Origin of the sequence: Prauserella rugosa (genome assembly GCF_000719975.1) — a bacterium.
Taxonomy (GTDB): Bacteria; Actinomycetota; Actinomycetes; order Mycobacteriales; family Pseudonocardiaceae; genus Prauserella; species Prauserella rugosa.
The window spans coordinates 86306-107803 of the sequence record NZ_JOIJ01000013.1 but is presented as its reverse complement, the minus strand read 5'-3'; the positions used below and the strand labels follow the sequence as shown (position 1 = coordinate 107803).

General features: G+C 72.2%; 15 protein-coding genes. 3 read left to right on the top strand and 12 right to left on the bottom strand.

Annotated elements, in window-relative coordinates; all coding sequences use genetic code 11:
- Positions 1–34: 34 nt before the first annotated feature.
- The 3 genes from IF64_RS0118210 to IF64_RS0118200 form a co-directional block, all read right to left on the bottom strand.
- Entirely contained in the window at positions 35–1039 is a 1005-nt protein-coding gene (locus IF64_RS0118210) for a potassium channel family protein (RefSeq protein WP_084705951.1), read from the bottom strand.
- A gap of 83 nt (positions 1040–1122) precedes the next feature.
- The gene (locus IF64_RS0118205) at positions 1123–4482 is read right to left on the bottom strand and encodes an ATP-dependent helicase (RefSeq protein WP_030533344.1); all 3360 of its coding nucleotides are present in this window, start codon (positions 4480–4482) and stop codon (positions 1123–1125) included.
- On the bottom strand, positions 4479–7799 hold the full coding sequence (locus IF64_RS0118200; protein ID WP_030533343.1) for an ATP-dependent helicase: 3321 nt from the start codon (positions 7797–7799) through the stop codon (positions 4479–4481). Before IF64_RS0118200 ends, IF64_RS0118205 begins: the two co-directional genes overlap by 4 nt.
- 111 nt (positions 7800–7910) lie before the next feature.
- Here IF64_RS0118200 and IF64_RS0118195 point away from each other — a divergent pair, with 111 nt between their 5' ends.
- Both IF64_RS0118195 and IF64_RS0118190 read left to right on the top strand, forming a co-directional pair.
- On the top strand, positions 7911–8216 hold the full coding sequence (locus IF64_RS0118195; protein WP_030533342.1) for an MGMT family protein: 306 nt from the start codon (positions 7911–7913) through the stop codon (positions 8214–8216).
- A gap of 59 nt (positions 8217–8275) precedes the next feature.
- Positions 8276–9193, top strand: a complete 918-nt coding sequence (locus IF64_RS0118190) for a siderophore-interacting protein (protein ID WP_084705945.1) — start codon at positions 8276–8278, stop codon at positions 9191–9193.
- 142 nt (positions 9194–9335) lie between these two features.
- Here the strand turns inward: IF64_RS0118190 and IF64_RS0118185 are convergent, their stop codons facing one another.
- Positions 9336–10145: a uroporphyrinogen-III synthase gene (locus IF64_RS0118185; RefSeq protein ID WP_030533340.1), complete on the bottom strand. Its 810-nt coding sequence runs from the start codon at positions 10143–10145 to the stop codon at positions 9336–9338.
- 60 nt (positions 10146–10205) lie between these two features.
- Here IF64_RS0118185 and IF64_RS27225 point away from each other — a divergent pair, with 60 nt between their 5' ends.
- The gene (locus IF64_RS27225; protein WP_157575525.1) at positions 10206–10343 is read left to right on the top strand and encodes a hypothetical protein; all 138 of its coding nucleotides are present in this window, start codon (positions 10206–10208) and stop codon (positions 10341–10343) included.
- Between the two features lie 63 nt (positions 10344–10406).
- Here IF64_RS27225 and IF64_RS0118175 read toward each other — a convergent pair whose 3' ends face one another.
- From IF64_RS0118175 to IF64_RS0118140, 8 genes are all read right to left on the bottom strand, one after another.
- On the bottom strand, positions 10407–11132 hold the full coding sequence (locus IF64_RS0118175) for a sirohydrochlorin chelatase (protein ID WP_036877065.1): 726 nt from the start codon (positions 11130–11132) through the stop codon (positions 10407–10409).
- On the bottom strand, positions 11129–12244 hold the full coding sequence (locus IF64_RS0118170) for a uroporphyrinogen-III synthase (RefSeq protein WP_030533338.1): 1116 nt from the start codon (positions 12242–12244) through the stop codon (positions 11129–11131). Before IF64_RS0118170 ends, IF64_RS0118175 begins: the two co-directional genes overlap by 4 nt.
- Positions 12241–12618 (bottom strand): nitrite reductase small subunit NirD, encoded by a 378-nt coding sequence (gene nirD, locus IF64_RS0118165; protein WP_051757961.1) that lies wholly within the window; start codon positions 12616–12618, stop codon positions 12241–12243. The genes IF64_RS0118170 and nirD overlap by 4 nt, the downstream gene beginning before the upstream one ends.
- Complete coding sequence (gene nirB, locus IF64_RS0118160) at positions 12615–15134, bottom strand: nitrite reductase large subunit NirB (RefSeq protein ID WP_030533336.1); 2520 nt, start codon at positions 15132–15134, stop codon at positions 12615–12617. The genes nirD and nirB overlap by 4 nt, the downstream gene beginning before the upstream one ends.
- Before the next feature lie 132 nt (positions 15135–15266).
- Positions 15267–16637: a nitrate/nitrite transporter gene (locus tag IF64_RS0118155; protein WP_030533335.1), complete on the bottom strand. Its 1371-nt coding sequence runs from the start codon at positions 16635–16637 to the stop codon at positions 15267–15269.
- 169 nt (positions 16638–16806) lie between these two features.
- Positions 16807–18261: an FAD-dependent oxidoreductase gene (locus IF64_RS0118150; protein ID WP_036877062.1), complete on the bottom strand. Its 1455-nt coding sequence runs from the start codon at positions 18259–18261 to the stop codon at positions 16807–16809.
- Entirely contained in the window at positions 18261–20291 is a 2031-nt protein-coding gene (locus IF64_RS0118145) for a molybdopterin oxidoreductase family protein (RefSeq protein WP_084705950.1), read from the bottom strand. The genes IF64_RS0118150 and IF64_RS0118145 overlap by 1 nt, the downstream gene beginning before the upstream one ends.
- A gap of 214 nt (positions 20292–20505) precedes the next feature.
- Positions 20506–21312, bottom strand: coding sequence for a TIGR02569 family protein (locus IF64_RS0118140; RefSeq protein ID WP_030533332.1), 807 nt, complete (start codon positions 21310–21312; stop codon positions 20506–20508).
- Between the last annotated feature and the right edge of the window lie 186 nt (positions 21313–21498).

Genomic DNA, 21498 nt, shown 5'->3' with positions numbered 1-21498 from the left:
GTCAGGGTCGGTCACCGAGCTCGGCCGGTACGGCTCAGTCTTCCTCGTCGTCGGGCCGTGCGGTGTGCCGGACGTACAGCAGCCGGTCGCCGGGTTCGAGCGCGTCGGCCTCGGGCGCATCCACCCGATAGAGCTGCCCCGCACGGACGAGGCCGAGCACGGTGTCGGGCAGATGCCGCGGCGAACCGCCCTCCTCCGCGGGGGTGACCGGGCGTTCGGCGATCGCCAGCCCGGTCTCCGGGGTGAGCAGGTCCTCCACCATGTCGACGACCAGCGGCGTCCTGGTCGCCATGCCGAGCAGCCTGCCCGCCGTCTCGCTCGAGACCACCACCTGGTCGGCTCCGGACTGCTTCAGCAGATGCACGTTCTCGGCCTCCCGCACCGAGGCGAGAATGCTGGCCTTCGGCGCCAGCTCCCGCGCGGTGAGCGTGACCAGCACGGCGGTGTCGTCCCGGTTCGGCGCGATCACCACCGACTTGGCGCGCTGCACGCCCGCGACCCGCAGCACGTCGGCACGCGTGGCGCTGCCGTGCACGGTGATCAGGCCGAGCGCGCTGGCGGCGTCGAGTGCCTGCTGGTCGGTGTCGACGACCACGACCTGGTTCGGCTCGACGTCCTGCTCGGCCATCAGGGCGTTGATCGCCGAGCGGCCCTTGGTGCCGAATCCGACGACCACCACATGGTCCCGCACCTTGTTCCTCCACTTCTGGATACGCAGTGCCTGCCGCGAACGCTCGGTCAGCACCTCCAGTGTGGTACCGACGAGCACGATCAGGAACGCTACTCGCAGCGGCGTGATAACGACGATGTTCACCAGTCGCGCGGTGTCGGTGACCGGCGCGATGTCGCCGTAGCCGGTCGTCGACAGCGACACGGTCGCGTAGTAGACGGCGTCGAGGAACGAGATCCCGTCGCCGCGCGAATCGGTGTAACCGTCGCGGCCGATGTACACGATGAACACGGCCGCGAACAGGAAGAACAGAGCGCCCAGGATGCGCCGGATGATGGCCCGCAGGGGGCTGATCTTCGATTCCGGCATGCGGAGGACCCCGACGAGCGCGTGGCCGGGTTGGTCCGCCAATGGCCGCTGCCGGAGCAGTCCCTTGATCACGCTGGGGAACCCTAGTCGCTCGATTCCACCGATCGCAGCAACGCCCGCAGACCCGCGGCGTCGAGCAGGTCGACGGGTCGGGCCGTGTGGTCGTGGCGCACGTAGTGGAACGCCGCCCGCACCTTCTCCAACGGCGCCCCGGTGAGCCCCGCCCACGCCAGGCGGTACGCCGCGAGCTGCACCGACAGCGACGTCATCGCACCGTCGTCCGGGACCGCGCCGGTCTTCCAGTCGACGACCGTCCACCCACCGTCCGGCTCGGCGAACACGGCGTCCATGCGGCCCCGCACGGTAATGCCGTCGATCACGGTGGAGAACGGCACCTCCACGTCGTAGGGCGTGCGGTGGGCCCATTCGCTGCGTTCGAACGCCTCCTGCAGCGCCTCCAACTCGGCGTCCGGCGCCTCGCCGACGTCGGCGGCTCCGGGCAGCTCGTCGATCTCGAACAGCCGCTCGCCCGCGAACCGCCGTTCGAGCCAGCCGTGGAACGCCGTGCCGCGCCGGGCGTAGGCGTTCGGCGGGAACGGCAACGGCCTGCGCAGTCGCCGCGCCAACTCGGCCGGGCGGCCGGCGAGTTCCACCAGCTGGCTCACCGACAGCTGCCCGGGCAGTGGAATGTCCTCGGTGCGCCCCGACGCGCGCTCGCGTTCGGCCAGCAGTACGTCGGTGTCGGCGATCCAGCCCTCGGGATCGTCGTCGACATGCTCGCCGTCCTGTTCCCCTGTGGAGCCGTCCGACCCGGCGGTGAGCGGCAGGGCGAGCTGGTCGCCCGACGGCCCGGAACGATCGGATTCGGCAGGCTCGGCGGGTTTCGCGAGTTCGGCGAGCACGGCTGCGGCACCGGCGTCGACCGCCTCGCGGCGCGACCCGAGCGGGTCGGCCGGCCACGACACGGGTTCGACGGCCTCCCCGACGAGCGGGTTCTCGCTGCCCTCCTCCGGCGGCTCAGCCCATGCCGTCACCGTGCCGATCGCCGCACCGCCGTCCGTGCCGGTCGCTCCCTCGCCGGCAGCGTCACCGTCCGCACCGCCGACCGTCTCGACGACCTCGGTGAAGAAGTCCGACGGCCCCTTGGGCTTCGCGCCGCTCTCGCCCCACCAGTGCGCCGACACGAGCAGATGCCGTTCGCTGCGGGTCAGCGCGACGTAGCAGAGCCTGCGTTCCTCCTCGGCGTGCCGCTCGGCGAACGCCGCCTCGTGTTCCTTGCAGGCCTCGAGGATCTCCTTGCGGTTCTCGTCGCCGTGCAGGCGCAGTTCCGGCAGGTCCGCGCTGTCGCCGCGCAGCGCGGCGGGCAGATCGGTGACCGTCTTCAGCCACGACGACGTCCGCCGATCCCCCGGGAACACCCCCTTGACCAGATGGGGAACGGCGACGACCTGCCACTCGAGGCCCTTCGCCGAGTGCACGGTCAGCACCTGCACCCGGTCGGCGGCGACCTCGACCTCGCCGGGAGGAAGGCCGTCCTCGGCGTGCTCGGCGGTGGCCAGGTAGTCGACGAACGACAGCAGGGTGCCCGTGGGCGAGTTCTCCGCGTACTCGGTGACGACGTCGGCGAACGCGTCGAGATGCGCGCGGCCCGCTCCGCCCGGCCTCGCCATCGCCTCGACGTCGAGCAGCAGCGTGCGTTCGACGTCGGCCACCAGTTCGGGCAGCGGCTGGTCGAGCCGTCCCCGCAACGCGCCCAGTTCCTTGGCGAGGCGGGTGATCCGCGCGTAGCCCTCCTCGGAGTAGCGCGAGGCATCGCCCGGGTCGTCGAGGGCGTCGATGAGGCCGGCCTGTTCGGCCCGTTCGGCGACGATCTCGTCGGCGTCGGCGGACAGTTCGCCCGCACGCCGCCACAACGCGCCGAGGTCCGCGGCCGCGAGCCGCCACCGCGCTCCGGTCAGCAGCCGGGCCGCCGCCGTACCGGACAGCGGTTCGGCCAGCACGCGCAGCGTGGCGACGAGGTCGGCGACCTCGGGTTCCTCCAGGAGGCCGCCCAGTCCGACGACCTCGACCGGCAGGCCCCGGGCGCGCAGCTCGGCCGCGATCGGCGCCATGTCCGCCCTGCGCCGCACGAGCACCGCCGCGGTGGGCGGAGTGCCGTGCTCGTCCCGTTCGGCGTACCAGACGGCGGCCAGTTCGTCGGCCAGCCAGGCGCGTTCGCCGCGCACGTCGGGCAACAGTCCACAACGGACGTCGGCGGTCGGGGCGCCGTCCCTGGCCCGCAGTTGTTGCACGCCGAGTCCGCCTGCGCGCAACGGTTCGGCGACCGTGTTCGCGAGGGTCAGCACCTCGGGCGGATTCCGGAAGCTCGTGAGCATGCCGTACTCACGAGCCGGTTCCCGCTCGCCTGTGCCGGGGTTCGCGCGGGGAAAGTCGGTGGTGAAGCGGGGAAGGTTCGCCGCGCTCGCACCGCGCCAGCCGTAGATCGCCTGCGCCGGGTCGCCCACGGCCGTGACCGGTAGCGGCGCCGATTCCGTGCCGCCGAACAACGACCGCAGCAGCACCCGTTGTGCGTGGCCGGTGTCCTGGTACTCGTCGAGCAGGACGGCCCCGTACCGTTCCCGCTCCCCCGCGACCACCTCGGGATGCCCCTCGGCCAGCTGCGCGGCCAGCGACATCTGGTCGGCGAAGTCGAGCGCCCCCTCGGCACGTTTGCGCTGTTCGTAGGCCTCGACCAGCGGCAGCAGCGCCAGCCGGAACCGCTGGCGCTGCACGATGTCGGCCAGGTCGACCGGCAGGTTCGCCCGTTGTCCCTTGGCACGCGGGGCGTTCTCGACGAGGCCGCACAGCCACTCGGTGTACTCGCGGAGACGGGCCGGATCGACGAGGTGTTCGCCGAGTTCGCCGGCCAGCCCGAGCAGCTGTTGGGTGACCGTCGGGGGTACGAGGTCGGTGTCGAGGTCGTGGTCCCACGTGGCCACGACCCGGTGCGCGAGCTGCCACGACGCCGTCTCCGACAGCATCCGTGCACCGGGTTGCACCGGCAGGCGCAACCCGTGTTCGCCGAGCAGCCGCCCGGCGTAGGCGTGATAGGTCAGCACGGTCGGTTCGCCCGCGAGCACCGCCGCACGCCGGGACCCGCCCGGGTCGATCCGGTCCAGCAGGTTCGACCCGGCCAGCACACGCAGTCGCGCGCGCACGCGGTCGGCCAGCTGACGCGCCGCCTTGCGCGTGAACGTCAGGCCCAGCACGCGTTCCGGGGTCACGAGACCGTTGGCCACCAGCCACACCACGCGTGCCGCCATCGTCTCGGTCTTGCCCGCGCCCGCACCGGCCACGACGAGCGACGGTTCGGCGGGCGCGGCGATCACCGCGGCCTGTTCCTCGGTCGGCGTGGGCAGCCCGAGTGCCTGCGCGACCTCGGCGGGACTCACCAACTGCGTCACGGCCCCGTCACCTGCCTGCCCTCCGGACGGGCCGGGCACGACGACCGCGCGGGGCAGCGGTCGCAGTCGGCGTTCTCCTTCGCCTCGTACGCCGGCCCCGCGGTGGCCTTGGCCGCGTCGCGGACGAGCCGCAGCCAGTGCACCTGACCGTCGTCGTCGAGCGGCGGCTGCTCGCGCTGCCCCGCCCCCGTCTTCGCGTGCGACTTCGCCACGTACACCAGTCGCGCTCCGCCGGGTTGGCGCGCCTGCCCCGCGCCGTCCGACTTCGCCAGGTGCTGTTCGAACGCGCCGAGCAGAACGGCGAGCTGGTAGGCGGCCAACTGTGGATGCTGTTCGGCGTCCTTGGCGCTGACCGGCGACTTGCTCGTCTTGAGGTCGACCACCACGGGCCTGCCCTGACCGTCGACCTCCAATCGGTCGACCCGACCCGTCAGCGTGACCCGCAGCTCCCCGCCGGGTGTTTCTCCCGTGGCGTTTCCGGTCTCCTCGGACGTCTCGTCGTCCGGATCGGCGAGCGGGAGTTCGACGGCCATCTCCTGTTCGACCGCGAGCTGGGTCAGTTCGTGCCTGCTCTGCCGCAGCCAGGTCAGGAAGTTCTGCACCATCTGCTCGACGCGGTTGCGTTCCCTGCGCGAGAACCACGGAGCGCCCGCGTCGACCTTCGCCCACGCACGGTCCAGTTCGGACCTGATCTCGTCGGTCTCGGCCCCGGCGGCCGCCGCCTGGGCGAGTGCGTGCACGAGCGTTCCCGTCACCGCGGCCAACTGCGAGGGATCGGCGCCACCGTGGCGTTCGATCAGCCACCGCAGCGGACACTTCGCGAGTATCTCCACTGTGGACGGCGACACCCGCACCGGATCACCGGGCTTGCGCAGCGGTTCGGTGGTGCTCGGGTCGTGGATTCCGTACCACTGATCGGGGTGCGCACCCGGAACGCCCGCGCGGGCCAACCGCGCGAGCTGGGTCGTGGCCCTGCGCCTGCGGTCCGGGTCCTCGGCAAGGTCGCAGACCACCGAGCGCAGTTCGCCGACCAGCTCGGACAGCACGAGCGAGCGCTCCCGCGGGTAGATCCGCACGTCGGGTCCCGCATCGGCGGCGTCATCGCCGTGGGTCAGCAGCTCCTCGACGAACCGCGAGGGCTGTTCGTCCTCCCCCTGCACCGCCGTGACGAGCAGCGTCGAGCGTGCCCTGCTGGCGGCCACATAGAACAGCCTGCGCTCCTCGGCCAGCAACGGCGCGGTGATCGACACGGTGTCGTCGTCCACTCCGGACAGCAGGTCGACGAGTCGCTCCACACCGAGCAGCGTGCCGCGCGGCCGCAGGTCCGGCCAGCTGCCCTCCTGGGCACCCGCGACGGCCACGACCGTCCACTCCCGACCGGCGGCGGCGTGCGCGGTCAGGAGCGAGACGCCACCCCCGCGTGCGGCGACCGGCGCCAGGCTGTCGCCCGCGATGTGCTGCGACGTCAGGTACTCGGCGAATCCGCCCACGCTCGCCTTCGGCAGCCTGTCGACATAGCGACCGGCTGCGTCGAACAGTGCCACCACGGCGTCGAGGTCGCGGTCGGCCTGCCCGGCGAGCGAACCACCGCGTTCGATCTGGCGCAGCAGCCGTTTCTCCAGTCCACTGGCCTGCCACACGCGCCACAGCACGTTCTCCACGTCGAGGCCGCTCGCGGCCGCCTCGCGCGCGGTGGTGAGCAGTCCGCCGACCCTGCGGACGGGCCGGGCCTCCACATCGGCGAGCCCCGAGAGCAGATCGCCGTCGCGCAACGCCTCGACGAGCAGTTCGTCACTCGAGCGTTCCCCACCGGCGGCCAGTTCGAGCCTGCGCAGGCCGCGCCGGAGCCTGCGCAGCGCCAGCGGATCCGCACCACCGAGCGGCGAGGACAGCAACATCTCGGCGAGGTCGGCGTCGAGCGCATCCGGTTCGGCGGCCAGGCGCAGCACCGCCAGCAGCGGCCGCACCCCTGGCTGACGCGCCAGCGGCACCTCCTCGGCTGCCGAGGCGATGGGCACGCCCGCCGCGGCGAGAGCGCGCTGCAACACCGGCATCGACCGGGTCGGCGAGCGCACGAGGACCGCCATCTCCTCCCACGGAACCTCGTCGAGCAGGTGGGCACGGCGCAGCCGGTCGGCGATCCAGGACGCCTCCGCCGCCGGGGTCGGGAACAGCCTCGGGTGCACCGCCCCACCACTCACGGCGGGCGCGGTGTCGCGGAAACGTGACGAGCCCGCGAATCCGCGCGCGACGCGCCCGACGGCATCGTGCACGGCGCTCGCCATGCGGTGCGTGCGCGTCAACGTGATGGTCTCCCCGCCGTCGGCCTCGGCCAGCAGGGTCGGGTCGGCACCGCGGAAGGAGAACACGGACTGGTCCGGATCACCCGCCAGCACGAAGTCGTCTGCGGTGCCGCCGAGCAGCCGCACCAGGCGCATCTGCAACGGGTCGAGGTGCTGGGCGTCGTCGACGAGCAGATGGCGGACGCGTTGCTGTTCGCGTTGCAGCAGATCCGGGTCGCCCTCCAACTCGACGAGCGCGCTGGACACGAGTTCGGCCGCGTCGAGCGCGGGCGCGCCGGGGGTGCCGAGCGCGTTGCCTCCCGAGCCGTGCAGGAGCGTGACCTCTTCGTACTGCCGCCAGAACCGTCCGGCCGCGACCCATTCCTCACGGCCCTCGTGTCTGCCCAGTTTGATCAGGTCCTCCGGGCCGAGTCCGCGTTCGGCCGCCCGCAGGATGAGATCGCGCAGTTCCTCGGCGAACCCGGCGACGCCGAGCGCGGGCCGGAGTCGTTCCGGCCAGTCGGGAGCGCCGCGGTCGAGGTCGCCCGCGAGCAGTTCGCGCACCACGACGTCCTGCTCGGGCCCGGACAGCAGACGGGGTTCGGGCTGCCCGGTGAGGTTGGCCTGCAGGCGCAGCACCGCGAACGCGTAGGAGTGCACGGTCCGCACCACCGGTTCCCGGACCGTGCGGTTCACGTCGGCGTCAGTGGACTCGGCAGAGTCGGTGGACTCGGCTGCGTTGGCAGAGTCGGACGGCTCGGCGATCCGGCGGGTGATGTCCCGGCGCACCGCACTCGCCGCGCGCCGGGAGGCCGTGAGGACCAGGAGGTTCTCGGGATCGGCTCCGCCGCGGATGCGCTCGGCGGCGAGGGTCGACAACAGCGTCGTCTTGCCGGTGCCGGGACCGCCGAGCACGCGAACGAATCCGCGCGGCGCGGCGATCAGTTCCGCGGCTTCCGGCTCCCAGACACGCGTGGGCGCGGCGGGCGCGGATGTCCGCACCAGCCGGGCGTTCAGACCGCTTCTGCCGCTCACGCTCCGATGGAACCACGTCCCCCCGACACGCCTGCGAGCACGGCCCCGCGAGTACCCGAAGGCGGCGAGTCCGGCGAGCGGCGGAGTCGCGGCCGCCTACGCTCGGTCGCCATGGACGAGGCGATGCACGAACGGATTCGCGACGTCGTGGCGAGCATCCCGCGCGGCACGGTGGCCACGTACGGAGACGTCGCAGCCGTCGCGGGGGCCTCGACCCCGCGCCTCGTCGGGCGGGTGCTGTCGGAGGACGGCGCCGATCTGCCCTGGCATCGCGTGCTCCGGGCGAGCGGTGTCCCGGCTCCGCATCTGGTGCATCGCCAACTCGAGCTCCTGCGCGCCGAGGGCGTTCTCGCCGACGGGCAGAGGATCGACCTCGGGACCTACCGCTGGCAGCCGGGCCGACCCGACCTCACGTGACACAGGCGACTCCGCGCGACCCCTGTTCACCCGTCCCGGCATTCGGTTAGCCTTGCCTAATGACCGTGGTGCGGGAGACGCAGGTTCAGGAGCTCGGGGTTCGCTCGTCCCGGGAGCGCGCGCAGGAATCGCGCGGGGCCGACAACGGGCGGGAACCGCGGCTCGCGTATCGCAGGCTGACGGTCGCCGCGGTCCGGCCGCTCACGCCCCACCTGGTGCGCGTCACGTTCACCGGTGACGACCTGCGCGGGTTCACCCCGTGCGCACCCGATCAGTACGTGAAGGTCTTCTTCCCGCACGCGGGGCGCACACGTCCGGAGATGCCGCCGCCCGTCGACGGCGACGTCCTGTCCTGGTACCGCACCTACCTGGCCATGCCCGACGACGTCCGTCCCCCGATGCGCACCTACACCGTCCGCGTGTTCCGCCCGGACGCCGGAGAGCTGGACATCGACTTCGTGCTGCACCCCGACGGCGGGCCCGCCTCGACGTGGGCCACCCGCGCCGTGCCGGGTGCCGAGGTCGCACTCATGGGGCCGCACGGCATCTACGCCGTCCCCGAGCACGCGACGTGGCAGCTGCTGGTGGGCGACGAGTCGGCGATTCCCGCGATCGCCGCGATCCTCGAACACCTCCCCGCCTCCACCTGTGCCCGCGTGTTCATCGAGGTCGGCGATCCGCATGATCGCCTCGACCTGCGGTGCGCCGCAGGCGACGTCGACGTCCGGTGGGTCACGCGCCGCGGCGGCCACGGCGAGGCGGTACTGGACGAGGTCCGTGCCGCCACGCTCCCGGACGGCACGCCGTACGCATGGCTCGCGGGCGAGGCCGACATGGTCAAGTTCGCCCGCCGCCACCTCGTGCGCGAACGCGGCGTCGACAAGCGCGCCATCTCGTTCACCGGCTACTGGCGCAGGGGCCGCTCGGAGGAAGAGGTCGGCAGGGAGAGCCTCGCCGAGTCGGCGGCGACGAGCTGAGTGCGCCGCGGCGCTACCCGGGGTTTTTCTTGTTCGAAGCGCGCGTTCACCACGCCCACGATCGCTCAGCTCCGCCCGGCTGCCCAGCCTGGCCCGACTGCCTAGCCTAGCGCTGCCCGGTTGCCCAGCCTAGCCCGGCTGTTCAGCCTCTCCCGAGTTCGGCGGCCAGCAGTTTCACGAGGGCACCGAGTCGCTGCCGTTCCGGCTGGACGACCCGCACCCCGGCTTCGACCAGTGGTGCCGCGGTCACGGGTCCGACGCACGCGCACAGCACGTCGTCGCCCAGTTTCTGCAGCAACGGTTCGGCGCGGCCGTCGTCGCGGGCCAGGCGCAGCAGGTTCGCGGTCGCCGGGGCACTCGTGAAGGCCAGCGCGTCGACCTCCCCGTCGATCACGCCGTCGACGAGGCGACGTGCCGGGCCCAGGTCGGAGGGCCACTGCCAGCGGTACGGCTGCACCTCGACGACCGACGCCCCCGCGGCCCGCAGCGGATCGGTGAACTCCGGCAGCGCCTGTCCGTGCAGCTGCACCGCGACCCGTTTCCCCTCGACGCCCTGGTCGAGCACGTGGGAGAACAGTTCGCGGTTGCTCTCCTCCGGCGACGACCATTCCTCGGCCAACCCGCGCCCGCGCACCGCCCCGGTCGCCTTGGGCCCGCGGACGAACAGGCGGGCCTCGGCCAACGTCTCGAGCAGCGCCTCGGAGACGCCCCAGTCGTCGGCGGCCGCGGCCCAACCGCGGAACCCGGCGCCGGTGGTGATCGCGACCAGGTCGACGCCGCGGTCGATCACCTCGTCGGTGGCCGCACGCAGCCGGTCGTCGTCGGCCAGGGGCACGATGTGCAACGTCGGCCCGTGCCACACCGTCGCGCCCCGCCGTTCGAGCGCGTCGATGAACTCGCCGGAGCGCCGTTCCGCCGTGATGCCGATGGTGACGCCGTCGAGCTCTGCCATGCACCCTCGCTCTCGCCAGCTGTCCGCGAACGGCCACGATAACCGCTCCAGCCGTAGCAGGTGCCCACCGACGGCCCCCGCAGATGGCGGACATACGACGACGTCGCGGACCTCTTCGACGGCACGGCCGACCCCGAGTGGGCTCGCGACCGCGATCTGATCGATCAGACGGTGCGCAACCCGTGGCCAGACGAGTGAGAACCGTCCTCGACACGTGCGCACCGAGTCCGGCCGACGCTGCGCGGATCGTCACCGCGGCGGTCACACCGCCAGCCGTACCGTCCGGTCCCGACCCGCGCTCCGATCCCACCGCCCTGCCCTGGCTTCGGCGCATCGGCGCAGCACGAGGTCGGACGCCGCGGGGTGGGCGCCGAGCGGGGCGGACACGGCGTCGGCTCCCGCCTCCTCCAGCCGCTGCTGGAACAGTCCCGGCGCGAGCAGCCACGACGCCACGACGACCCGCCTGCCGTCGCGGCGCGCCTCGGCCACCGCGTCGGCCACACTCGGCGCGGCGGTCGCGGCGTACCCGATCCGCACCGGACCGCCCAGTCGCGCGCCCAGAGCCCGTGCCGCCGCCGACACCTCGTCGAGCGCTCGCGGATCGCTCGATCCCGCGGCGCCCAGCACCACGGCATCGCCGGTCCGGTACCCGGCCTGGCGCATCCGGTCGACGAGCACGTCGATCAGCTCCGGCGCCGGGCCGAACGCCGCGGTCATCGGGGTGCGCGGCAGCGCGCTGGCCGCGATCTGCGCCGGGATGTCGGCACGCACGTGGTATCCGGCGGCCAGGAACGCCGGCACGACGACGAGTTCCCCGACGCCGTCCCGCGCGGCCAGTCCGTCAAGGACGGTCGTGACGTCGGGTTCGCGGACGTCGGCGTAGGCGACCGTCACCGACTCGCCCCGTGCCCGCACCCGGTCGGCGAGCTCCTCGATCACCGCAGGCCCGGCGGGATCGCGCGTGCCGTGGGCGGCCAGCACGATCACGGCTCGTCCCCCACCGCGACGGCCAGCCGATAACCACGTTTGACGACCGTCTGCACCAGCTTTCCCTCCCCGAGCGAGGTGCGAAGCCTGCCGATCGCCGTCTCCACGGCGTGCTCCTCACCCCCGCCGGGCAGAGCCGCCGTCAGTTCCTTGCGCGACACGACGTGGCCCGGCCGATGAGCCAGCGCCCGTAGCACCGCCATCGGCGCGGGTGCGACCTCGCGCAGCTCGCCGTCGACGAGAGCGGCCTGGCCGCGCAGCTCGATCTGCCTGCCCGCCGCCGCGAGCCGGGGCGAGCGCGCCACCAACGTGTCCGCCACCTCGCGGGCCAGCGCACCGATCCGGGCCCGCCTCGGCTGAACGGTCGGAATGCCCACGGCGGCCAGCGGACCGGCCGTGATCGGGCCGACGCACGCCACCAGCACCCGCGTGCTCAGCGCGTCGACCAGACCCGCGTGCCGCCCGGTTCGCGAGGCCATCGCGAGCATGCTCGCCGCAGCGGGCGCGCTCGTGAACGGCATCGCGTCGATCGCACCGTCGAGCACGGCGTCGATGAGCCGGTCGAGCGGGCCCGGATCGGCGGGCCCGACCCACCGGTACACCGGGATCTCCACGACGTCGGCGCCCGCGGCGCGCAGCGAGTCCACGAAGTACGGAAGCGGTTCGCCGTGCAGCTGAACCGCGATCCGCAGTCCGTCCACACCGGAGTCGAGCAGGTACTGCAACAGTTCGGCGTTGCTCTCCGATGCGGGCGAGTACACCTCGGACAGTCCCGCGGCCCGCACCGCACCCTTCGCCTTCGGGCCACGGGTGAGCAGGTTCGCCCCGCCGAGCCGGTCGATCAGCTCGTCACCGATCCCCCAGCCCTCCGCCGCCTCGACCCACCCGCGGAACCCGATGCCCGTGGTCGCGACGACGACGTCCACCGGCTCGTCGAGCAAACGCCTCGTGGCCGCATACAACTCGGAGTCGTCGGCCAGCGGCACGATGCGGATCGCCGGTCCACAGCGCACCGTGGCGCCCTTGCGCACCAGTAACGCGCCGAGCTCGTCGGCCCGGCGTGCGGCGGTGATACCGACCGCGTAGCCCGCGAGCGGCAGGACCGCGGTCATCGCACCGCCACCTCGACCATGCCGTCCACGACCCGCACCGGATAGGTCTCGAGGCACACGGATTCGTCGTCGAGGCACCGTCCCGTGGCCAGGACGAAGTTCTGCTTGTAGACGGGCGAGGCCACGACGGGGACTCCGCCGACGTCACCGACGATGCCGCGCGAGAGCACCGCCGCGCCGGAGAACGGGTCGACGTTCGACAGCCCGTGGAACTCGTCGTCGCCGGTGCGGAAGATCGCCACCTGAACGCCCCCGGCGAGCAGTGCCGCCACCCCGAAGTTGCGGGGAACGCGCTCCTGCGGGCACACCGGGGTCCACCCGGCAAGCACCTCGCCGGTCTGTTCGCCGGTCTGTTCGCGCGGCAGTACGGTCATCGGTTCGCCACCTCCGGGACGCCCAGCATCACGGGCACGGGCTGCTCACGTTCGGTCCGGAAGGAGATCGTCGGGTCCGGCGTCTCCGGCGCGTTCACGAACGAGGTGAACCGCGCGAGCTTCTCCGGGTCCTCCAGCACACCCCGCCACTCGTCCCGGTAGGAGGCGACGTGCTCGGCCATGGCCGCCTCCAGCTCGGCGCAGATGCCGAGGCTGTCGTCGACCACCACGGCTCGCAGGTGGTCGAGCCCGCCCTCCAGCTCGTCCAGCCACGCGGCTGTGCGCTGCAGACGGTCGGCGGTGCGGATGTAGAACATCAGGAACCGGTCGATGATCCGGATGAGCTCGGTGGTGTCCACTCCGGACACGAGCAGGTCGGCGTGCCGGGGCACCGCGCCGCCGTTGCCGCCCACGTAGAGGTTCCAACCGTGCTCGGTGGCGATGATGCCGAAGTCCTTGCTCCGCGCCTCGGCGCATTCACGCTGACAGCCCGACACGCCGGACTTGAGCTTGTGCGGCGAACGCAGCCCGCGGTACCGCAGCTCGAGTTCGACGGCCAGGCCGACGCTGTCCTGCTGGCCGTACCGGCACCACGTGGTCCCCACGCACGACTTCACGGTGCGCAACGCCTTGCCGTAGGCGTGCCCCGACTCGAAGCCGGCGTCGACCAGCCGCCGCCAGATGCGCGGCAGCTGATCCACGGTGGCACCAAACAGGTCGATGCGCTGCCCACCGGTGATCTTCGTGTACAGACCGAACTCCTTGGCCACCTCGCCGAGCACGATCAGTTTGTCCGGCGTGATCTCGCCGCCCGGCACCCGCGGCACCACCGAGTACGTGCCGTTGCGCTGCATGTTGGCCAGGAACCGGTCGTTCGTGTCCTGCAACGTGGCCTGCTCGCCGGCCAGCACGTGCCCGTTGCCGATGCTCGCGAGGATCGAGGCGACCGCAGGTTTACAGACCGCGCAGCCGGTGCCCGTGCCGTGTTTGATGATCAGCTCGCTGAACGTCGTGACGCGCGTGGCCTGGACGATCTCGAACAGCTCGGCACGCGACTGCGGGAAGTGCTCGCACAGCGCCTTCGACTGCTCGACGCCGCACGCCGACAGCAGCTTGCCCAGCATCGGCACGCACGATCCGCACGACGTACCCGCACGAGTGCATCCCTTGATCGCGCCGACGCTGTCGCAGCCGTCCTCGACGATCGCGCTGTTGATGGCCCCCTTCGTCACGGCGTTGCAGGAGCAGATCTGGGCGTCGTCGGGCAGCGCCTCGACGCCCACCGCGCTGTCGCCTCCCCCGGCGGGGCCGATCAGCGCGGCCGGCTCGCCGGGCAGTTCGCTGCCGACGAGCGGGCGCAGGAGCGTGTACTCGCTCGCGTCGCCGACGAGCACGCCGCCGAGCAGCGTCCTCGCGTCGTCGGAGACCACCAGTTTCTTGTACGACCCGGCCACCGCATCGTTGACGACGACCTCCAGCGCCCCCTCGGTGGCCGCGTGGGCGTCCCCGAAGCTGGCGACGTCGACGCCCATCAACTTCAGTTTCGTCGAGGTGTCGGCACCCGGGAACGAGGCCGACGCGCCCAGCAGGGTCGCCGCTGTCACCTCGGCCATCGAGTAGCCGGGCGCGACCAGGCCGTACACGCGCCCCTCGAGCGCGGCGCACTCGCCGATGGCGAAGATGTCCGGATCGCTGGTGCGGCACGCGGCGTCGGTGAGCACCCCACCCTGCTCGCCGACCTCGAGGCCCGCCTCCCTGGCGAGCTCGTCGCGGGGACGCACACCCGCGGAGAAGACGAGCAGGTCGATGTCGAGTTCGGTGCCGTTGCCGAGCTTGGCCTGCAACCGGTCACCGTCGCGTTCGATCGACTCGGTCGACGTTCCCGTGTGGACCGTCACGTCGAGGTCGGTGACGAGCCGGTTCAGCAACGCCCCACCGCCGTCGTCGACCTGCAGCGGCATCAGCCGCGGTGCCATCTCGACCACGTGCGGCGACAGTCCCATGTCGCGCAACGCCTTCGCGGCCTCCAGTCCGAGCAGCCCACCGCCGACGACCGCGGCCGCGGGTCTGCCCCTGCCCGCGCGTGCCTCGTCGACGGCCGCGCGGATCGCGTCGAGGTCCTCGATCGTGCGGTAGACGAACACACCGGGCAGGTCCCGGCCCCGCACCGGAGGAACGAACGGCCGCGAACCGGTGGCCAGCACGAGCGCGTCGTAGGACTGCGTCCGCCCGCTCGCCGTCGTGACCCGCTTGGCGGTGCGGTCGATCGTGGCCACCGGATCGCCAAGCACCAGTTCGACGTGGTCGTCACCCTCGTAGCCCGCTCCGGGCAGGGCGAGTTCGGCGGGCTCCCAGGTATCCACATAGGACGTCAACGCCACGCGGTCGTAGGCGGGCCTGGCCTCCTCGCCGAACACGACGATCCGCCACGTCCCGTCGACGTCGTCACTGCGCAACGCCTCCACGAGGCGGTGGGCCACCATGCCGTGCCCGGCGACCACCAACGTTCGACTCATGAGCCACCCTCCACAAGGACTGCTGCCATGCTCACCGGACGTCGTATCCGGCACGCTTCTCTGCTGTTTCCGTGGCGTTACCAACAGCTCCCACCGCAGCTGGGAGCCGGTGTGGGACCGCTCACCCGCGGGTCAGGCGCCCGCGCCGGCCAGCGCGGCCTGCTTCTTCGCCCGTGCCGCGCGCGCACCGGCACCGCGCAGGTACACCGCCCACGTGACGACGAAGCACACGCCGTAAAAGACGAGGAACGAGACGAACGCGGGCACCCCGCCGCCGGTCGCGGCGAACGACTCGCGGAAGGCCAGGTTGATCAGCAGACCGCCAACGGCACCGACCGCACCGGCCACGCCGATGAGGGCGCCGGACAGTCGCCGTGCGTGCGCGAGCGCCTGCTGCCGCGGCTCTCCGGCCTCGATGGCCTCGAGCGCCTGCCGGTGGAAGATGCCCGGGATCATCTTGTACGTCGATCCGTTGCCGATGCCCGACAACACGAACAGCGCGATGAACCCGGTCGTGAACAACGCGAGCGAGTCGGCGTTCGAGGCCACGATGCACACCACGGTGCCCGCCGCCATGCCGAGGAACGTCCACAGTGTCACCGACGCGCCGTTGATGCGGTCGGCCAGCCAGCCGCCGACCGGCCGGATCGCCGATCCCAGCAGCGCTCCGACGAACGTCACCTGCGCCGCTTGCAGGGGCGTGCGGTCGAACTGGTTCTGCAGCACCAGACCGAACGCGAAGCTGTAACCGATGAAGGAACCGAACGTGCCGATGTACAGAAAGGACATCACATACGAGTGGCGGTCCTTCAACACCTCGCGCATCGCGTTGCCCTCCCTGCTCACGCCCGCGAGGTTGTCCATGTACAGCGCCGCGGAGGCCACCGCGACCACGATCAGCGGAATGTAGAGGAAGAACAGGATCTGCGGCGCGTTCGGTCCGGCGGTACTGATGACCACGAGGCCGACCACCTGGATGGCCGCGACGCCGAGGTTTCCGCCGCCCGCGTTGAGTCCGAGCGCCGCGCCCTTGAGCCGTTCGGGGAAGAACGAGTTGATGTTCGTCATCGACGAGGCGAAATTGCCCCCGCCGACGCCACCGATCGCGGCGACGAGCAGGAACACCCACAACGGCGTGCCCGGCTGCATCACGATGCCCGCGAGAATCGTCGGGATCAGCAGCAGTGCCGCGCTCACCACGGTCCAGTTGCGGCCACCGAACCTCGCCACCGCCAGCGTGTAGGGAATGCGCAGGAAGGCACCGACCAACGACGGGGTCGACACGAGCAGGAACTTGTCGGCGGCAGACAGGCCGTACTCGGGGCCCATGAACAGCACGAGCACCGACCACAGTGTCCAGATCGAGAACCCGATGTGCTCGCTGAAGATGGAGATCCACAGGTTGCGGCGGGCGATCCGTCTTCCCGAGTTCTCCCAGAACGTCTCGTCGTCGGGGTCCCAGTGCTCGATCCAGCGTTTCCCGGATCGCGTCGGTGCGGACATCGGATTCCTCCTTGAGCTGACCGTCGGCCTGCGGTGTTTCGCCGAAACTAGGGCCGGCGGGTTTCGGCGGGACTCGTCGTGGATCGCGTGGGCGCTACGGTCTGCTCACCGCAGGTGGTCCGTGGCTGTGAGACCGGCGTGTCAGACCCGACCCAGGTCGGCTCGGGGCTCACGCGGTGCTGGCGAGCCAGTCCGCGATCCCGCACACGGCGTCACGGCAGCCGCCGCACCCGGTGCTCGCCCGCGTGACGCGCGCGATCTCGTCCGCTGTGGACGCTCCCGCGCGGTGAGCCTCGATGATCCCGGCCTTGGTGACCGAGTTGCAGCGGCAGACGATCGCCGAACCGGGCAGGTCTGCCGGCCCTGCCGCCTGCGTCGTCGCGGCGGGCAGCGCGCGGCCCAGCAGCAGACCGAGCCGGTCCTCCGGCACCGGTACGCCCCGGTCGTAGAGCTGCGTGATGGTGGCGGCCGCGTCGGGCACGCCGAGGACGATCGCGCCCGCCACCTTCTCGTCGCGCACCACGAGCTTCGCGTACCGACCGCGGGCGGGGTCGTCGACGCACACGACCTCGGTGTCGTCGGCGCGGTCCACCGACTCGGACACCGTCGCCGTGTCACCCAGTGCGGCCAGGTCGATCCCCGTCGCCTTCAGCCTCGTGACCACGGAGGTCCCCCGGTAGCGGGCGGCGGTGTCGGTTCCGGTGAGCAGATCGGCCAGCACGGCGGCCTGTTCCCACGCGGGCTGGACGAGCCCGCCCGGTGCGCCGCGATGTTGCGCGCAGTCCCCGAGCGCGTGGATGCGCCCGTCGCTGGTGCGCAGGGCGTCGTCGACGACGATCCCGCGATCCACCTCGAGCCCCGCGGCCACGGCGAGAGCGGACTCCGCACGCACACCCGTCGACACCACGAGCAGGTCGGCCGCGACGTGGCTGCCGTCGTCGAGTTTCAGCCCGTCGCCCGGCAGGTACTTCGCGGCGGACCTGCCGAGCCGCAGATCGACGCCGAGGCCGTCGAGCGTCCTGGCCAGCACCCGTCCCGAGCCGCGGTCGAGCTGGCGTTCCATCACATGGTCGGCGGGGTGGACGACCGTCACCGGATTGCCGCGTCCGGCCAGTCCGCGGGCGGCTTCCAATCCCAGCAGGCCACCACCGAGCACGGCGACCGGAGCCCCGACGGCGGCCGCGGCGAGGATGCGGTCGCAGTCGTCGAGCGTGCGGAAGGCCAGCGCCCCTGCAGCGAGTTCGCCGCCCTCGGTAACCAGTCCCTCCACCGGAGGCACCCACGGCCTGCTGCCGGTGGCCAGGACAAGCGCGTCGTAGGGAACCACCGCGCCGTCCGACAGCTCGACGGTCCGGTTCGGACGGTCGATACGGCGCGCCTCGACGCCGAGGCGGAGGTCGATGTGCCTGCGTTCGGCCCACTCCTCGTCGTGCAACCGCACGCTCTCCGGCTTCATGGTTCCGGCCACGACCGCCGACAGCAGCACCCGGTTGTACGCCGCATGCGGCTCGGCACCCACGACCGTCACCGCCACCCGGTCGCCGTCGGGGTCCCTGCGCCGGATCTCGTCCGCGAGCCGGGCCCCCGCCATGCCGTACCCGAGCACGACCACTCTGCGCGGCATCACGCTGCACCGTCCTTTCCGGACTCTACTACCGGGACGAGGCGCGCGGCGCACACCTTGAACTCGGGCATGCGACTGGTGGGATCGAGTGCCGGGTTGGTGATGAGGTTGGCCCGCTGCGCGCCGGGGAAGTGAAAGGGAACGAACACCACGTCGGGCCGCAGGGTGGGCTTGCAGCGGACGCGAGCCGTGACCCGGCCGCGGCGTGATTCGACCACCGCCTGCTCGCCCTCACGCACCCCCGCGCGCGCCGCGGTGTCCGGGTGCACCTCGACGTAGGCCTCCGGCACCGCGCCGACGAGGTCGGGCACCGCCCTGGTCTGGGCACCGGACTGGTAGTGCTGCAGCACGCGGCCCGTCGTGGCGTACAGCGGGAACGTCTCGTCGGGCCGTTCGGCCGGTCCGGTGTGGACCACGGACACGAACCGCGCCCTGCCGTCGTCGTGGGCGAAGGCGTCGAGGAACATCCGCGGCGTTCCGGAGTGCTCGACGTGCGGCACCGGCCAGTACAACGCCTCGCCCGCCCGCAGCCGGTCGTAGGTGACGCCCGCGTAGTCGGCGGGACCACCCGCCGAGGCGGCGCGAAGTTCACCGAACACCGTCTCGGCGTGCGCGGGGAACCGACCTTCCGGCTGGCCGAGTCGCCGCGCCAGGCCGGCGAGCACGTCCAGGTCGCTGCGCACCCCCTCCGGCGGGTCGACCGCCTTGCGGCGCAACAGAACGCGTCCCTCCAGATTGGTCATCGTGCCGTCCTCCTCGGCCCACTGGGTCACGGGCAGGACGACGTCGGCCATCGCCGAGGTCTCCGACAGCACCAGATCCGCGGTCACGAGCAGGTCCAACGACCCCAGGCGGTCGGCGACCCTGCGCGACCGCGGCGCCGACACGACCACGTTGCTGCCGAACACCAGCAGTGCCCGCGGCCCACCGGGCTCGCCGAGCGCGTCGAGCAGTTCGGCGGCCGACCGTCCAGGTCCGGGCAGGTCGGCCGGGTCCACACCCCACACGCGCGCCACGTGCTCGCGCGCCGCCGGGTCAGTCAGCTTCCGATAGCCGGGCAGCTGGTCGGCCTTCTGACCGTGTTCGCGCCCGCCCTGACCGTTGCCCTGCCCGGTGAGACAGCCGTACCCGGATCCCCGCCTGCCGGGCAGTCCGTGCGCCAGTGCCACGTTGATCCAGGCGCTGACCGTGTCGACCCCGGTGGCGTGCTGTTCCGCGCCACGAGCGGTGAGCACGTACGCGTTGCGGGCGCGCGCGAGCAGGTGCGCCAGCCTGCGCTGGTCCGCGGCGGCCACTCCGGTGATCCGCTCGACGTGCTCGGGCCAGTAGGCGGCCGCCGCCCGCCACGCGTCGTCGAACCCGGCCGTACGCCGCGTCACGTAGTCGTCGTCGAGCAACCCCTCGGCGACCGTCGCGTGCAGCACGCCCAACGCCAGCGCGAGGTCGGTTCCCGGCGCGGGAGCCAGGTGCAGGCTCGCCTGCTGCGCCGTCGCGCTGCGCCGGGGATCCACCACGACCAGCCCGCCCTTGGCCGCAGCGCCCCGCAGGTGACGCAGGAACGGCGGCATCGTCTCGGCGGGGTTCGCACCGACGAGCACGACGACGTCGGCCTGCGCCAGGTCCGTCATCGGGAACGGCATGCCGCGGTCCACGCCGAAGGCCTTCGTTCCCGCGGCCGCCGCCGACGACATGCAGAACCGGCCGTTGTAGTCGATCTGCGACGTCCCCAGCGCCACCCTGGCGAACTTGCCGAGCAGGTAGCTCTTCTCGTTGGTGAGCCCGCCTCCCCCGAACACCGCGACGGAGTCGGCGCCGTGGGCGGCCTGCAGGTCGGTGATCCGCTCGGCCACGAGGTCGAGGGCGTCGTCCCAGTTCGCCTCACGCAATTCGCCGCCGGTGCGGATCAGCGGTGTCGTCAGCCGTGCCGGCGAGTCGAGCAGCGCGGCCGAGGTCCAGCCCTTCTGGCACAGGCCACCGCCGTTGGCGGGGAACTCGCGGGGCGCGACCGCACCGGCGCCGCTGATCGACATCCCGCACTGCAGCGCGCAGTACGGACAGTGCGACGCGGTTCCGCTGTCGGCCCGCTGCTCGGGGGCCGTGACGTCGGTCAGCGTCAACGCTGAGCACCTCCTACGACTCGCCGGATGCCGCCGACGGTAGGAAGTGCGTGTTACCCGAAAATGCGCTGATGTTTCCGGCGTTTGACGTTGCTCCCGGCCTCGCTCGTGCCGGCGGTGAGAACCCTCAGAGCAGTTCGCTGACCTGAGCGGCGGCCGCGCGGAGCCGCGTCGTCTCGACGTCGCGGGCGCCGGGGTGGAGTGCGTGGTAGGCGAGCCGGTAGAGCGTGGCCCTCAGCAACAGCTGCGGCCAGTCGGGCAGGTGCGACCAGCGGCCCAGCAGCGACATGTCGGCCCCGCCCCAGGCCACCGCGTCGATGGCGGCCACCGCCGCGCCCCATTCCGCGGGGCGGAAGTGGGGAACGAAGTCGATGAGCCCGGGCGCCGCGTCGCCGTCGAACAGCACCGTGCCGAACAGTTCGGCGTGCACGAGCTGGTCCGGTGAGGCCAGCGGTTTACGGGCGGGCGCGAGGATCTCGAACCAGCGCCCGCCGCCCGCCTCGTCGATCTCGGCGGGCTGTTCGCCCCACGCCATCCGTTCGGCGTCCGCAGCGATGCCCTGCCTGCCGGGCAGGAAGTCCGGTTTCGGCAGGTCCGCGGTCGCGCGGTGCAGCTTCACCGCGGCCAGCACCGTCTCGTCGGGACGGTTCTCCGGACGCCCAGAGACGAACCGGTTGGCGGCCCACCCGCCGATCACCCACCGGCCGTCGGTGGTGTTCAGCGGACGCGCGATACGCAGTTCCGGCACTTCGAGGACGCTGAACGTGCGCGCGAGCCACACGGCGTGCGTCCGGTCGGCGACCCGGCGGAGGACGACGTCGCCGTACCGCCACACGGCCTCGCCCGGCAACCGCTCGATGTCGGACTCGCCGGCCGCGCCGAGGCCGAACGCCGCGCGTACATGCGCCGGTGGACGTTCGGATTCAGGCACCACGACTCCGGACGTTACCGCTGTCACGCCACGGCCGGGTGAGGGGCCCCGGAAGTCACACCCAGGTCACGACCCGAGCCGCCAGCGGAAAAGCCGGCCGCTGGGAAAGACAGCCGCCGGTAAAAAGACGAGGGCCCCGGATCGGGGTCTTCCGATCCGGGGCCCTCGCCGCACCCTGCAACCGGCCAG